General features: G+C 73.3%; 14 protein-coding genes. 7 read left to right on the top strand and 7 right to left on the bottom strand.

The genetic code is table 11. The annotated features are described in order from the left end of the window. The 4 genes from ETD85_RS19120 to ETD85_RS19105 all read right to left on the bottom strand — a co-directional run. On the bottom strand, nt 1-759 hold a 759-nt coding region (locus tag ETD85_RS19120; protein ID WP_138691087.1), incomplete at its 3' end, for a four-carbon acid sugar kinase family protein. Nucleotides 760-766: 7 nt separating this feature from the next. After that, complete coding sequence (locus ETD85_RS19115) at nt 767-2,035, bottom strand: RuBisCO large subunit C-terminal-like domain-containing protein (RefSeq protein ID WP_138691086.1); 1,269 nt, start codon at nt 2,033-2,035, stop codon at nt 767-769. Further along, nucleotides 2,032-2,700, bottom strand: a complete 669-nt coding sequence (locus ETD85_RS19110) for an aspartate/glutamate racemase family protein (RefSeq protein ID WP_138691085.1) — start codon at nt 2,698-2,700, stop codon at nt 2,032-2,034. The genes ETD85_RS19115 and ETD85_RS19110 overlap by 4 nt, the downstream gene beginning before the upstream one ends. Beyond that, nucleotides 2,697-3,386 (bottom strand): FadR/GntR family transcriptional regulator, encoded by a 690-nt coding sequence (locus tag ETD85_RS19105; protein ID WP_170246744.1) that lies wholly within the window; start codon nt 3,384-3,386, stop codon nt 2,697-2,699. Before ETD85_RS19105 ends, ETD85_RS19110 begins: the two co-directional genes overlap by 4 nt. A 148-nt stretch (nt 3,387-3,534) precedes the next feature. Between ETD85_RS19105 and ETD85_RS19100 the strand changes: the two genes are divergently transcribed. From ETD85_RS19100 to ETD85_RS19075, 6 genes are read left to right on the top strand one after another with little or no spacing between them, the layout of a single operon-like run. Further along, entirely contained in the window at nt 3,535-4,251 is a 717-nt protein-coding gene (locus ETD85_RS19100; RefSeq protein WP_170246743.1) for a FadR/GntR family transcriptional regulator, read from the top strand. Between the two features lie 17 nt (nt 4,252-4,268). Then, on the top strand, nt 4,269-5,045 hold the full coding sequence (locus ETD85_RS19095; RefSeq protein ID WP_138691082.1) for an enoyl-CoA hydratase/isomerase family protein: 777 nt from the start codon (nt 4,269-4,271) through the stop codon (nt 5,043-5,045). Then, the gene (locus ETD85_RS19090; protein WP_138691081.1) at nt 5,045-6,235 is read left to right on the top strand and encodes a CaiB/BaiF CoA transferase family protein; all 1,191 of its coding nucleotides are present in this window, start codon (nt 5,045-5,047) and stop codon (nt 6,233-6,235) included. Before ETD85_RS19095 ends, ETD85_RS19090 begins: the two co-directional genes overlap by 1 nt. Continuing rightward, nucleotides 6,223-7,263: a type 2 periplasmic-binding domain-containing protein gene (locus ETD85_RS19085; protein ID WP_138691080.1), complete on the top strand. Its 1,041-nt coding sequence runs from the start codon at nt 6,223-6,225 to the stop codon at nt 7,261-7,263. The genes ETD85_RS19090 and ETD85_RS19085 overlap by 13 nt, the downstream gene beginning before the upstream one ends. Continuing rightward, complete coding sequence (locus ETD85_RS19080; RefSeq protein ID WP_138691079.1) at nt 7,260-7,964, top strand: SDR family NAD(P)-dependent oxidoreductase; 705 nt, start codon at nt 7,260-7,262, stop codon at nt 7,962-7,964. The genes ETD85_RS19085 and ETD85_RS19080 overlap by 4 nt, the downstream gene beginning before the upstream one ends. Next, nucleotides 7,961-9,007, top strand: coding sequence for an aldose 1-epimerase family protein (locus tag ETD85_RS19075; RefSeq protein WP_138691078.1), 1,047 nt, complete (start codon nt 7,961-7,963; stop codon nt 9,005-9,007). Before ETD85_RS19080 ends, ETD85_RS19075 begins: the two co-directional genes overlap by 4 nt. Nucleotides 9,008-9,014: 7 nt before the next feature. Here the strand turns inward: ETD85_RS19075 and ETD85_RS19070 are convergent, their stop codons facing one another. Then, nucleotides 9,015-9,848 carry an amidohydrolase family protein gene (locus tag ETD85_RS19070; RefSeq protein ID WP_138691077.1) on the bottom strand — a complete coding sequence of 278 codons (834 nt, stop codon included), beginning with the start codon at nt 9,846-9,848 and terminating at the stop codon, nt 9,015-9,017. Between the two features lie 45 nt (nt 9,849-9,893). Beyond that, nucleotides 9,894-10,775 (bottom strand): aldo/keto reductase, encoded by an 882-nt coding sequence (locus ETD85_RS19065; RefSeq protein WP_138691076.1) that lies wholly within the window; start codon nt 10,773-10,775, stop codon nt 9,894-9,896. A gap of 296 nt (nt 10,776-11,071) precedes the next feature. Here ETD85_RS19065 and ETD85_RS19060 point away from each other — a divergent pair, with 296 nt between their 5' ends. Then, the gene (locus ETD85_RS19060) at nt 11,072-13,495 is read left to right on the top strand and encodes a glycoside hydrolase family 95 protein (protein ID WP_240779237.1); all 2,424 of its coding nucleotides are present in this window, start codon (nt 11,072-11,074) and stop codon (nt 13,493-13,495) included. On the opposite strand, the gene ETD85_RS19055 is transcribed toward ETD85_RS19060, so the two are convergent. Then, a complete protein-coding gene (locus tag ETD85_RS19055; RefSeq protein WP_138691074.1) occupies nt 13,471-14,568 on the bottom strand; it encodes an FCD domain-containing protein in 1,098 nt (365 codons plus the stop codon). The genes ETD85_RS19060 and ETD85_RS19055 overlap by 25 nt on opposite strands. Between the last annotated feature and the right edge of the window lies 1 nt (nt 14,569).

The following is a 14,569-nucleotide window of genomic DNA, read 5'->3' as shown; positions in this document are numbered from 1 at the left end:
CGGCGGGAAAGATGGGTAGAACAGACAGCCCGTCCCCTGCCCGGAGGCCGGTCTCGCGGTGCAGGCGGAGGCGAGGGCGTAGCTGAGGCCGCCGGAGCCGACGCACCACAGCGGGCCCGCCCCCGATCCGCCGGAGAGCAGCAGCCGGCCCAGGGCGCGTACGTGCTCCTCGGTCATGGCGTCCGCGACGAAGGCCGCGTCACCCGCCCGCGCCAGGTACGCCTCCTCCGCCGGATCCGCGGGCAGCCAGCCGACGGACCCCGCGCCCTGCTCGGCCAGCCGCAGCCGCAGGTCGGCCTCGGTCGCCGGAGTGACCGGGTGATCGCGCATGGGCGGATACCGGTCGAGCCGCTGCACCTCATCCCCAGCCCGTACGAAATGGGTCGCGAACCACGTGTAGCGGCCCAGCTCCGGCTGCGCGGCCAGCACCGGCACCGGGCCGCGGGCCAGCCCCTCGCGGTGCAGCGCCGCGACGACCGCGCCGATGCTCCCGCGCGACGGGGAGGAGTCGAAGGTGGAGCAGACCTTGTACTGGACGGCCAGCGGCCCCAGCTCCGCCAGCGCCCGGAACGCCGGCAGCACCACGGCGGCCGGGTCACCCGACGTCCTGGCGGTGGTGGCCAGGCCGATGACGTCGTCCCGGTCGTGCAGGCCGGCCACGTCCGTGACCAGGGAGCCGGTCAGGCCGAACCGCCTGAACTGCCAGAGCGCGTCCGTCGCCCCCGTGAAGTCGTCGGCGACGAAGGCGAAGCGCGTCATCGCGGCCTCACCTGCGCACCAGCCCGCCGAAGTGCTCCAGGGCGCGGGCCAGCTCCGGCTCGTCCACCTCGTGCAGCGGCACCCCCGCCACCGCCGCCGCCCACGCCTGCCGGATGCTGGTGATCCCCGCCGCCGGCCCGTCCGGATGCCCGAGCACCCCGCCCCCGGCCAGCACGAGCAGGTCGGTGGTGCCGGTCCGCTCCAGCGCGACCGGCGCGGTCCCCGCCCACTGGGCGGACGACAGCACGGGCAGGCACGCGAAGCCCCCGAGCAGCGGCTCGCGCACCGCGCGCACCATGGCCGTCACCTCGTCGTCCGTGACGTAGAACTTGCTGTGGAACCCGCCGCAGTGCAGGTGGTCGATCCCCGTCAGCCGGGCCAGCTTCTGGTACGCCAGGTGCCCGATCCCGAGCCCCGGATGCCGGGCCAGCGCACCGATGCCGGTCACGTGCGCGTGGATGGGCACCCTTGCGTGCCGCCGCAGCATGGCGACGGCCGGGAAGCCGACGACGTTCAGGTTGACCATCACGCAGGTGCCCCCGGCCGCCACCACCAGGTCGTGGTTGCGCAGCATCCGGTCGGGCTCGTCGCTGATGTTGAAGGCGTACATCGGCCGCCGCCCCGTCCGCCGCTCCACCTCGTCGAGCGCGGCCGTCACCGCACGGATCCGCTGCGGCAGCGGCGCGGGCGGGCAGTCGCCGTTGACCTCGTCGTCCTTGATGAAGTCGGCCCCGGCCAGCCCGAGCTCGCGCACCAGCTCCACGTAGTCGGCGGGGCGCAGGCCGACGTTCGGCTTGACGATGGTGCCGATCAGCACGCCATCGGGCCGCCCGGTCAGCCGCCGCGTGCCCTCGACGGCGAAGCGGGCCGGCAGGTACGCCTCCCCGAAGGCCGCGGGCAGCTCCAGGTCCACCAGCTTGAGCCCGGCCAGCTCGCGCAGCTCGTAGAGGTTGCCGGCGACCACCGGGAACAGGTTCGTGAGCGAGGGCCCGGTGTTCTCCAGCGGGAAGCCGATCCTGACCAGGCCCGCGCGGAGCGGCCCGTCGCCCCGCGTGCCCGGCAGGGCGTCGGCGTCGGGCACGGGAGTCTCCGTGAGCTCCAGCACCACCGCGCTGTGCCGGGCGCGCAGCTCGTCGGTCTCGCCGCGCACGCTGACGAACGTGCCGGTGCTCTGCTCCCCCGCGATCGCGCCGACCGCCTGCTCCACCGGCAGCCGGGTGAGGATGCGGTAGGTGGCGACGGTCAGCTCACGCCCCTCGGACGCCGCTGGGCTCATCGGCCCGCCCGCTCGCGGCCGAGCTCGTCCGCCAGGTGGTCCATGGCGAGCGGCGGGCTGGCCAGGATGGGGACCTTCGCCTCGACCGTACCGGCCACGCGCGCCATCGACGCCTGAGCCAGCACGATGACGTCCACCTCCGCGGCCAGCTCGGCGAGGGCCGCGGCCACGCGGGCGTCGTGGGTCGCGGCGTCGCCGCCCATCAGCGCCTCGAACGCGCCCTCGCACAGCCTGGCCGTCAGCTCGATCTCCGCCCCGGCCGCGGCAGCGCGCCTGCGTACCAGGTCGGCGGTGGGGTCGAGGGTGGTGGACAGGGTGGCGAGCACGCCGATCCGGCGGCCGAGCGCGACGGCCCGGTCGGCCATCGGCCGGTCGACCCGCGTCACCGGCACGCCGGTCAGCGGCTCGGCCGCCTCCACCGCCGCGCCGATCGAGGAGCAGGTCACGAGGATGTGGTCGGCGCCGGCGGCCTCGGCGGAGCCGATGTGCCCGGCGACCCGGCGCGCGGTCTGCGGCGTGAGCCGGCCGGCCGCGACGGTGTTCTTGATCAGGCTGTCGTCGACGATGTTGAACGTCTCGACGCCGGGCAGCCGCTCGGCGCACAGCTTCGCGAACACCTCGACCAGCGTCGCCGAGGTGTGGATCAGTCCCAGTCTCTTCGTCATGGCCTCTCCATCCGGGGGTGCGTGAACAGGTCGTGCCAGACCTGGAAGTGGTCGTCGCTGGCCTGGCCGGCGGCGTTCTCGTCGCCGGCGAGCAGCGCCTCGTAGAGCGGCCGGTGCGCCGCCACCGAGACCTCCTTGTCGCGCGGGTGGGTCTTGAGCCGGTCACGGCGCTGCCGCACGGCGCGGAACAGCACGCCGGTCATCGCGTCGGCGAAGAAGGTCAGGGCGGCGTTGCCCGTGGCGTGCAGCAGCGCCTGGTGGAAGGCGAAGTCGGCGCGGTCGATGTCCTCGCCGGTGACGGCGGCCTCCATGTCGGCCAGGGCCTTGCCCACGTGGGCGATGGCGACGGGGTCGCCCTTGCGCGCCGCCTCCCTGGCGGCCTGGCGCTCCAGCGCGACTCGTACCGAGTGCAGGGACTCGATGCTGAGGTGGCTGGCCGACAGCGCCAGGTCGAGCGCGAACTCCAGGCCCTGCGGGGCCAGGCGCTGGACGTACGTGCCGGAGCCCTGGCGTCTGCGCAGCACGCCGAGCCCTTCGAGGAGCTGCAGGCGGTCGCGCAGCGCCGTGCGGCTGACGCCCAGCCGCTCGGCGAGCTCGCGCTCGGCGGGCAGCCGGCCGCCCTCGCCCAGCTCGCGGATCAGGTCCGCGAGCGCGTCGGACACGGGGTCGGTACCGATGTCGATCACCTCGCACGACAATTGGTAGTACCACTTGTCGGAAAGGTACTACCAAGTGTGCGAAATGTTAAGGGCTTGTCACTTCATCTGATGAAATTCCAACTTCATCGGATGAAAGGTCTATGAAAAGCCGGACCCGCCCGATAGCGTGCCGAGCGTGGCAACCGATCCCCAGAGGGACGCCGCCCGGCATGTCCAGGTGGTTCAGGCCCTCGGCGCCCGCATCGTCAGCGGGTCCCTGGCTCCCGGCACGTCCATCCCCATCGAGGAGGAGCTGGTCGGAGAGCTGGGCGTGGGCCGCTCCGCCGTCCGGGAGGGCGTGAAGGTCCTGGCCGGCAAGGGCCTGCTGGAGACCAGGAGGAGCGCGGGCACCATCGTGCGCCCCCGCGAGTCCTGGAACCTGCTCGACGCCGACGTGCTGGCCTGGCGTTTCGTCCCCGAGCCGCACTCAGGGGACATCCGGGTGCTGGCCGACCTGCGGGTCGCGCTGGAGCCCGGCGCGGCCAGGGTCGCGGCCGAGCGGGCGGACGCCGTGGCGGTCCGGCGCATCGACGAGGCCCTCGCCGCGCTGTACGCGACCGCCGACGACCCCGAGCCGTTCATCGAGGCCGACCTGGCCTTCCACAAGGCGGTGTTCGCCGCCGCCGACAACGACCTGCTGCTCTACATCTACGAAATGATCAGCATCGCCCTGCGGTCCGTGCGCCAGGTGCACACCCGCTCGGTGGCGCACAACAAGGAAACGCTGCCCGGCCACGAGCGGGTGGCCGTGGCGATCAGGCGCCGCCACCACCGCAAGGCCGAGGAGGCCATGCGCGAGGTGGTCGAGGTGGCCCGCACCGACGCCGAGCAACACGTACGACTCTGCTGCTAGAGACTCCGCTGCCAGAAATGAGCGATTTCTTGGACGTCCTCCTCGACGTCGACGGCCCCGTGGCCGTCGTGACCCTCAACAGACCAGCCAAGCTCAACGCCATCACCCCCGACATGGCCGCCGCGCTGCGCGCCTGCCTGAGCCGGGTGGACGCCGACCCCGCCATCCGCGCCGCCGTGCTCACCGGTGCGGGTGAGCGCTCGTTCTGCGTCGGCAGCGACATCGGCGAGCTCGACGAGTACGCCACGCCGTGGGAGTTCCGCAACCGCGGCGACTACGGCGACGCGGTCCGCGCCCTGCGCACGCCCATCGTCGCCGCCGTCAACGGCTACGCCTACGGCGGCGGCCTGGAGCTGGCCATGGCCTGCGACATCCGGCTGGCCGCCGACACCGCGACGTTCGCCGCGCCGGAGATCAAGCTCGGCTGGATCGGCGGCAGCGGCCAGTCGGCCCTGCTCGCGCACGCGGTCGGCCCGGGCAACGCGGCCACCATGCTGCTCACCGGCGACCCCATCGACGCCGCGCGCGCCGTGGCCTGGGGGCTCGTCACCGACGTGTACCCGCAGGAGGAGCTGACCGAGGCCGCGCGGGAGCTGGCGGGGCGGATCGCCGCCCGGCCGCCGATCGCCGCGCAGACGGCCAAGGCCAACCTCAAGGCGGCCTACTCGATGCCCCTCGACCAGGCCATCCAGTACGAGCGCGACCTCCAGACGGTCTGCTTCTCCACCGCCGACGCGGCCGAGGGCAGGGCCGCCTTCGCCGAGCGCCGCGAGCCCGTCTTCGAGGGGCGCTGATGGGCGTTCTCGACGGCTACCGCGTGATCGACCTGTCCATCGCGATGGCGGGGCCGCTGGCCGCCATGCGGCTGGGCGACCTGGGCGCGGACGTGGTCAAGGTGGAGCCGGTGACCGGCGAGTGGCAGCGGCACGCCCCTGCGGGCGGCGCCACCGGCAACCGGGTCAACGCCTCGTTCCTGTCGCTCAACCGCAACAAGCGCAGCCTCGCCGTGAACCTCAAGTCCGACGAGGGCCGCGACATCGTCCACAAGCTGGCCGCGTCGGCCGACGTGTTCCTGCAGAACTACCGTCCGGGCGTGGCCGAGCGGCTCGGCATGGACTACGACACGATCAGCGCGCTCAGCCCGCGCATCGTCTACGTCTCCATGTCCGGCTACGGCGAGAGCGGCCCGTACATGTCGCGACCAGGCCAGGACCTGCTGCTGCAGGCCATGAGCGGGGCCATGCTCAGCACCGGCCGCGACGGCGACCCGCCCGCGCCGGCCGGCACGTACGCCATCGACGCCATCACCGCCTACAGCGCGTTCGAGGGCGCGCTGGCCGCGCTGCTGCACCGCGAGCGCACGGGCGAGGGCCAGCGGGTGAGCGTCAACATGCTGGACGCGGCCATCGCCGTGCAGATGCAGGAGCTGTCGATCTTCACGGTCGGCGGGGTCCCGCAGCGGCGCGGGCGCGAGCCGCACGGCCACACCTACATCCGGGCCCCGTACGGCGTCTTCGCCACCAAGGACGGCCACATCGCGCTCGGCATGCCCAGGCTGGACGCCCTGGCCGTGGCGTTCGACCTGCCCGAGCTGGCCGGGATGGACGGCGACGCCGACGGGCACACCAGGCGCGACGAGATCACCGCGATCGTCGCCCGCCGGCTGCCCGAGCGCACCACGGCCGAGTGGCTGGAGATCTGCGCCCGCCACGACCTGTGGGCGGGTCCCGTGTACGGCTACGCCGACCTGGTGGCCGACCCGCAGGTGCGGCACAACGGCTCGTTCGTCACCTACGACCACCGCAGCGAGGGCACCGTCACCACGCCCGGCTTCCCCTACGGGCTCAGCGCCGCCCCGCCGGCCGTCCGCATGGGCGCACCGCTGGTCGGCGAGCACACGAGGGAGCTGCTGGAAGAGCTCGGCTACCCGGCCGAGCGCACCGCCGAGCTGGTCGCGGAGGGCGTGCTGGCATGCGAGGACTGACCTGGGACCACCCCCGAGGTTACGCCCCGCTCGACGAGCTGACCCGGCTCGACCTCGCCGGCGCGAACCCATACGGGGACGTGCCCGAGCCGATCGAGTGGGACCGGCAACCGCTGGAGGGGTTCGAGTCCGAGCCCATCGCGGAGCTGTGCCGGCGCTACGACGTGCTGGTGATCGACCATCCCGGGCTGGGCGCGGCGGTGGACGCGCTCGTGCCCATGGACGAGCTGTTCGAGCCGGCCGAGCTGCTGAGCCTGCGCGCCGGCTCGGTCGGCCGCAGCTTCGACAGCTATCACCTGGACGGCCGCCAGTGGGCGCTGCCGCTCGACGCGGCCACCCAGGTCGCCGTCGCCCGCCCGGGCGTGCGGCTGCCGGGGACGTGGCCGGAGCTGCCGGACTTCGCCAGGAGCACGAGGCCGGCCCTGTGCCTCGGCGGGCCGCACGCGTTCCTCATGTACAGCGCGCTGTGCTCGGGCGACTTCCTCGACGAGGAGGCCGGGACGCGGGCGCTGAAGCTCATGGCGGAGCTGCTGGCCCTGGCCGACCGCGAGCTCTCCGTGCTCAACCCGATCGGCGTGCTGGACGCGCTCACCCGCGGCGCGGCCGACTGGTGCCCCCTCGTGTACGGCTACGCCACCTACCCGCTGGCCTTCACCGACGCGCCCTCCTGGCCGGGCGGGGAGCCGGGGAGCGTGCTCGGCGGCACCGGGCTGGCTGTCTCCGGGCGGCGCATCGGCGAGATCCGCGACGCCGTCCGCGCCCACCTGCGCCGCCTGCTGTCGGAGCCGGTGCAGACCGGGCTGTTCCCGGCCACCGGCGGGCAGCCCGCCGCCCGCGCCGCCTGGGAGAGCGGCGATTTCTACCGCCGCACCCGGGCGACCATGGACGCCGCCTGGATCAGGCCGCGCTTCCCCGGCTACATCGCCTTGCAGGAGACGTCCTCGGCGCTGATCCGCGACGGGCTGCTCGCCGGTGACCATCCCCGCGACCTGCTCAGGCACCTGCACAAGGAATGGAGAAAGCAATGACCACGGCGCTCGTCACGGGCGCGGCGGGCGCGCTCGGCAGGGCGATCGTCCGCCGGCTGGCCGCCGACGGCCACCAGGTGGCGGCACTCGACCTGGACGCGGGCTCGCTCGAAGGCGCGCTCAACCTGAAGACGGATCTGCGCGACCCGGCCGCGATCGAGGCCGCGTTCGCCGAGACGGCCGCGCGGCTCGGCCCGGTGGGCATCCTCGTCAACAACGCGGCCGTCTACCCCGCCAGGCCGTTCCTCGAGGTGCCGCTGGCCGAGTACGACCACGTCCACGCGGTCAACCAGCGCGCCTACTGGCTGGCGGCGCAGCACGCGGCCGGGCAGATGAGCGAGCTGGGCGGCGGCGCGATCGTCAACATCGCCTCGATCACCATGCACGGCGGCTGGTCCGACCTGGCCGCCTACGTCGCCACCAAGGGCGCGGCGGCGGCGCTCACCCGGGCGCTGGCCCGCGAGCTCGGCCCGAAGGAGATCCGCGTCAACTGCGTCTCCCCCGGCGCCTTCCCGACCGCCGCCGAGGAGATCCACGCCGATCCGGAGGCGTACGAGCGGTTCGTCCTGGAGCGGCAGTCGCTCCAGCGGCGCGGCAAGCCCGAGGAGCTGGCCGCCGTGGTGTCCTTCCTCGCCGGCCGGGACGCCTCCTTCGTCACCGGCCAGACCATCGAAGTCAACGGAGGGTGGGTGATGGCATGACGCCGTCCCGCAGGGAGCTGGCCGAGCTGACGGGCGACCTGAGCGCGGCCGGCGGGGTGCGGCTGGTGACGCTCGGCGACGGCGCCGAGCGCGGCATCCGGACCCTGGAGTTCCGCACCGGCTCGGGGCTGGCCTTCGACGTGCTGGTCGACCGGTGCATGGACATCGGGGCGGCCGAGCACGCCGGGCGCTCGTTCGGCTGGCGCTCGCCCACCGGCTTCCGCCATCCCGGCCTGCACGAGAACGCGGACGAGGACGGGCTGTCCTGGCTGCGCTCGTTCTCCGGGCTGATCGTCACGGCCGGGCTGGACCACACGCTGTTCGGCGGCGACGTGCCGGCGGGCGCGTACCGGTATCCGCCCAGGCAGTCCGTACGGCATGGCCTGCACGGCCGCGCGGGCAACCTGCCCGCCAGACTGACCGGCTACGGCGAGCGCTGGGAGGGCGACCGCTGCGTGCTGTGGGCCGAGGGCGAGGTGCGGCAGGCCGCGGTCTTCGCCGAGAACCTGCGCCTGGTCCGCCGCATCGAGGCCGACCTGGGCGGCGACGAGATCCGGCTGGTGGACACCGTGACGAACGCCGGGTTCGAGCCGACGCCGCACATGTTCCTCTACCACATCAACCTCGGCTGGCCGCTGCTCGACGAGGGCGCCAGGTTCGAGGCCGACATCCGCGAGACCCTCTGGCAGAGCGACAGCGTGGCCGAGCAGAAGGCCGACCACCTGACCTTCCCGGGGCCGGTGCCCGGGTTCGTGGAGCAGGTGTACGAGCACGCGCTCAACCCCGTCGAGGACGGGGTGCACCGGGTGGCCGTGATCAACGACCGGCTCGGCATGAAGGTCAGCGTGGAGTGGCGGGCGGAGGAGTTCCCGTGCTTCTTCGAGTGGCTGAACCTGCGCTCCGGCAACTACGCGGTCGGCCTGGAGCCGTCCACGCACCACGTGTCGGGCGACGCCGCGGCCAGGCAGGACGGCAGCATGATCTGGCTCGGCCCGGAGGAGTCGCGCACGTACCACACGACGTTCCGTGTCGAGACGGCCTGAGCCGCAGCTACTCGGGGAGGCGGTAGGCGCGGCGGGCCGTGCCCGCGAAGACGTCGGCGCGCTCGCTCTCCGACAGTCCCGCGCACAGCTCGTCCGCCGCCTCCGCGACCTGCTCGTAGCCGGCCGCGAGCAGGCACACGGGCCAGTCGGAGCCGAACATGACCCGCTCGGGCCCGAACGCCTCCAGGACGGTCTCGGCGTACGGCCGCAGGTCGGACACCCGCCAGGACGTCCAGTCGGCCTCGGTGACCATCCCGGACAGCTTGCAGTAGACGTTGGGGCGGGCGGCCAGCTCCAGGATCCGCGCCCGCCACGGCTCCAGCTCACCCGTGGCGATGGGCGGCTTGGACAGATGGTCGAGCACGAACGTCAGCCCGGGCAGCGCGCTCACCGTGTCGATGGCGGCCGGGAGCTGGTGCGGCAGCGTGAGCAGGTCGTAGGCGAGCCCGGCGGCCTCGACGGCGGCCAGGCCGCGGCGGACGTCGGGGCGGGTGAGCCAGCCCGGGTCGGGCTCGGACTGGACGCCGTGGCGCACGGCCACCAGGCCGGCGGGCAGCGCGGCCAGGGTGTCGGCGGCGCCGGGCGCGGTGAGGTCGATCCAGCCCACGACGCCGGCGACCAGCTCGGACCCGGCGGCCAGGGCCAGGAACTCCTCGGTCTCGGCCAGGTCGGGCAGCACCTGCACCAGCACGGTCCTGCTGACCCCCGCCGCCGCGGCCTGGCCCTCCAGCTGGTCGAGGGTGAAGGTGCGGCGGACGGGCGCCATCTTCTCGGAGTCCAGCCAGGTGTGGGGGCGGGCGTCGAGGTCCCAGACGTGGTGGTGGGCGTCGATACGGCTCATGCGATGTCCATCGGTCGGGATCCGGCCGCAGGCGGCCGGATGAGGTCATTCCGGGTCGAGCTCGGCCCAGAGGCTGTCGGGGATGGGGACGGCGGCCAGGCTCAGGTCCTCGCCCACCTCCTCGGGGCTGCGCGCGCCGACGACGACGCCGGTCACCGCCGGGTGGCGCAGCGGAAACTGCAGGGCGGCCGCGGCGAGCGGCACGTCGTACGCGGCGCAGCGGGCGGCCAGCCCGCGGGCCCGGCTGAGCACCGGCTCGGCCGCCGGGGCGTAGTCGTAGTGCGCGCCGGGGCCTGGATCGGCCAGGATGCCGCCGTTGAAGACGCCCGCGACGATCACCCCGGTCCCCCGCTCGCCGCACAGCGGCAGCAGCTCCCGCTCCGCGCTCCTGTCGAGCAGGCTGTAGCGGCCGGCCACCATCACGCAGTCCACGTCGGTCTCGCGCACGAACCTGGCCAGCATCGAGGTCTGGTTCATGCCCACGCCGACGGCCCGCACGCCGCCCTGGGCGCGCAGCCGCTCCAGCGCCGGGTAGGCGTGGCGCACGGCCTGCTCCCAGTGGTCGTCCGGGTCGTGGATGAGCAGGATGTCGAACGCGTCCAGGCCCGTGCGCTCCAGGCTGGCGGCCAGCGAGGCGTAGACGCCCTCCACGGTGTAGTCGCGCCTGACCGGGTCGAGCAGCGCGCCGACCTTGCTGGACACCGTCACCCGCGACCGATCGACGCCCTTGAGGAACCGGCCCAGCCGCAGCTCGGCCAGGCCGGCGCCGTAGCGGGGCGCGGTGTCGAAGTAGCGGACGCCCGCCGACCAGGCGGCTTCGAGCGTGGCCGCGGCCTGCTCCTCGCCGACCGGGGTGTAGAGCCCCGCCAGCGGAGCGGTGCCGAGCCCGATCCGGGAAACGGTGACGTCGCTGCGACCGAGCCTCACGTCCGGCTCCCCTCCACCAGGAGATCGTTGGCAGCCCGAAACCTACCAGACATCCTATGTTCTGCCTAGATATTCAGGAGGTATAGACATATCCAGGCTCTTCGCGTAGATATACATCCTACGTTCGCGGCTTAACGTCCGTGAAACATCTCGCCTGCGACGTCCCCGTCCTCGGCATCGGAGCCGGTCGGGTCGCACGCCCGGCGAGTGCGTCCATGCGCCCTGCGGCGCGATCACCTCATCGCTTCTCGCGGCTTCCGCCCAAGGGCGGCATGTGTTCTGGAACAGGAGTAACGGTGACCAACGGCTACACACGACGGGGCGTGCTCAGGAGCGGTTTAGGGGCGGCGGCCGGATCGCTGCTCGTGAGCGGCGTCTCCCCCGGCGCGGCGCTGGCCGCCGCCGGCGGCGGCACGAAGGGCAACCCGCTCACCCTCTGGTACGCCCGCCCGGCCGCCGCCTGGCTGGAGGCCCTGCCCGTCGGCTGCGGCCGGCTCGGCGCCATGGTCTTCGGCGGCGTGGACACCGAGCGCTTCCAGCTCAACGAGGACAGCATCTGGGCCGGCGGCCCGCACGACTACGACAACCCGGAGGCCCTGGCCGCGCTCCCCGAGATCAGGCGGCTGGTCTGGGAGGACAAGTGGCAGGCCGCGCAGAACCTGGCCGACCAGAAGTTTCTCGGCAAGCCCAGCGAGCAGGCCCCCTACCAGGTGCTCGGCGACCTCACGCTGACCTTCCCCGGCTCCGCCGAGTTCACCGAGTACCGCCGCGAGCTGGACCTGACCAGTGCCGTCACCACCGTGACCTACGTCCGGGACGGTGTGCGCCACACGCGCGAGGTCTTCGCCAGCAACCCCGACCAGGTCATCGTCGTCCGGCACACGGCCGACAAGCCGGGCGCGGTGACGTTCAAGGCGGCCTTCTCCAGCCCGCAGACCACCACCACGGCCGAGGCGGGCAAGGCCACGATCGCGCTCGACGGCGTCAGCGGCGACACCCAGGGGCTGAAGGGCGAGGTCCGCTTCCGCGCGCTGGCCAGGGCCGAGGCGAAGGGCGGCACGGTCGGGACCGACGGCGGCACTCTGTCGGTGGACGGGGCCGACGAGGTCACGCTGCTGATCTCCATGGGCTCCAGCTACCGCAGCTTCAAGGACGTCGCCGGCGACCCCGCCGAGGTGGCCGGGCGGCACCTGACGAAGGCGGGCGGGCGGCCGTACGAGGTGCTGCGGCGGCGGCACGTGCAGGACTACCGCAAGCTGTTCGGGCGGGTGGAGATCGACCTCGGCACCTCGGAGGCGGTCGCGCTGCCGACCGACGAGCGCATCGCCCGCAAGCAGCTCGACACCGACCCCCAGCTCGCCGCGCTCTACTTCCAGTACGGCCGCTACCTGCTGATCTCCAGCTCCCGCTCCCCCGGCTACGCCGCCAACCTGCAAGGCATCTGGAACGACTCGCTAGCGCCCGCGTGGGAGTCGAAGTACACCATCAACATCAACTGCCAGATGAACTACTGGCCGGCCGCGCCCGGCAACCTCATCGAGTGCATGGACCCGCTGTTCGACCTGATCAAGGACCTGGCGGAGACGGGCGCCAGGACGGCCAGAGCGCAGTACGGCGCGCGCGGCTGGGTGGCGCACCACAACACCGACGGCTGGCGCGGCACCGCGCCCGTGGACTTCGCCTTCTACGGCGTGTGGCCGAGCGGCGGCGCGTGGCTCTGCCTGACCCTGTGGGAGCGCTACCTCTACACGGGCGACGAGCGGCACCTGCGCGAGCACTTCCCGCTGATCAAGGGCTCGGTGGAGTTCTTCCTGGACACGCTCCAGACCGATCCCAGGACCGGCTACCTGGTGACCAACCCCTCGCACTCGCCGGAGGTGGGCCACCACGAGGACGGCGGCGAGAACGTCAGCATCTGCGCGGGCCCCACCATGGACATGCAGATCCTGCGGGACCTGTTCGGCGCGTTCGAGGAGGCTTCGGAGATCCTCGGCGTCGAGGAGGGGATGCGGGAGCAGGTCAAGCAGGCGCGGGCGCGGTTCGTGCCCAACCAGGTGGGCCATCTCGGGCAGATCCAGGAGTGGCAGGAGGACTACCGGGGCGACGCCGCGCTGTCGCGCAGCCGGCACATCTCCCACCTGTGGGGGCTGTTCCCGGGGCACCAGATCGACCCGCGCATCTCCCCCGAGCTGGCCACGGCCGCGCGGCGCACGCTGGAGCTGCGCGGCGAGGCCGGTGCGGGGTGGTCGCTGGCCTGGAAGATCAATTTCTGGGCGCGGCTGCTCGACGCGGCCGAGGCGTACAAGCGGCTGGGGAACCTGCTGGTCCCTGCCCGTACGGCGCCGAACATGTTCGACCTGCACCCGCCGTTCCAGATCGACGGCAACTTCGGCGGCACCTCGGGGATCACGGAGATGCTGCTGCAGAGCCACGGCGACCAGTTGCACCTGCTGCCGGCCCTGCCCGCCGCCTGGCCCGCGGGGTCGTTCCGCGGGCTGCGGGCCAGGGGCGGCTTCGAGGTGGACCTGGAGTGGAGCGGCGGCGGCCTGGCCCGCGGGCGCATCCGCTCGGACCTGGGGCGCGAGCTCAGGCTGCGGACCGCGGGGACGGTCACGGTCACCGAGCACGGCCAGCCGGTCCCGGTGGAACGGCCCGAGCCGGGCGTGCTCGTGCTCAAGACGCGCCGAGGGGCGGTCTACGACCTCGCGGCGTCCGCCTGACCCTGCATTCCGGGCACGGCCCGGGGCGGGGTCCTGGAGGCCTCGCCCCGGGCGTGGGCGGCGAACAGGCGGGCCGCCTCGTCCGGGTCCCCGGACGCCAGCGCCGAGACCAGGTCGTCGTGATGGCCCGCCATCGCCGACCAGTCGCCGTCGTAGAGCGGGTTGCCCACCACGTGCAGGCTCCACAGGTTGGACTCGATCGTCCGCCAGAGCCGCAGCAGGAAGGAGTTGCCGCACGCCGCGCACACCCGCCGGTGGAAGGCGAGGTCCGCGTCCCTGAACGCGCCGATGTCGCCGTCGCGCGCCGCCGCCCGCATCGCCAGCACGTCGGCCGAGAGCTGCCGCAACGTCTCGGCCTGGATGCGGGCGGCCGCGCCGCGTGCGGCATACTCCTCCAACAACACCCTGATGTCGCGAACCTCCCGGGCCTGCTCGTCGGAGATCTCCGCGACATAACTGCCTCGGTTGGGATAGGAGATGACCAGGCCCTCGTGCGCCAACCGCTTGATCGCCTCCCTGGCCGGGGCCTGGCTGGTGCCGACCCGTCTGGCGATCTCGGCTTCCACCAGCCGGTGCCCGGCCACCAGCTCCCCCGACACGATCCAGCCGCGCAGCAGCGCGTAGACGCGGTCCGACAGCAGCTCCCTGGGCAGCAGCAGCCGGGAGTCGGGCGGCGCGATCTGCTGCTCCTGCCAGATGCGCGCCACCGTGGACTGCGACAGCCCGAGCTGCCTGGCCATCGTGCGGGTGGAGGGCACGGCGGAGCCGCCGGCCGCGGCCGCGATCACCCGCTCCGCCTCCTGCCGCTCGCTGCTGCGCGGCCGCCCCGGCCTGGGCGCGTCCGACAGGCCGTCGAGCCCGCGCTCCACGAACCTGGCGCGCCACTTGGCGACGGTCGCCGGGCTCACCTCCAGCCGGGTCGCGATCTCCTTGCGCGGCAGGCCCTCCGCGCACGCCAGCACGATGCGGCTGCGCAGGCTGAGCCCGCCGCCGGGCTCCTCCGCCCACGCCCGCAGAGCGGACAGCTCCTCCGCGCCCAATGTCAGCCGCTTGCCTTCATCACGTCCAGCCACG

The sequence above is a fragment of the Nonomuraea zeae genome, from assembly GCF_005889725.1.
GTDB lineage: Bacteria > Actinomycetota > Actinomycetes > Streptosporangiales > Streptosporangiaceae > Nonomuraea > Nonomuraea zeae.
This window is presented reverse-complemented; position numbering and strand designations above follow the sequence as displayed.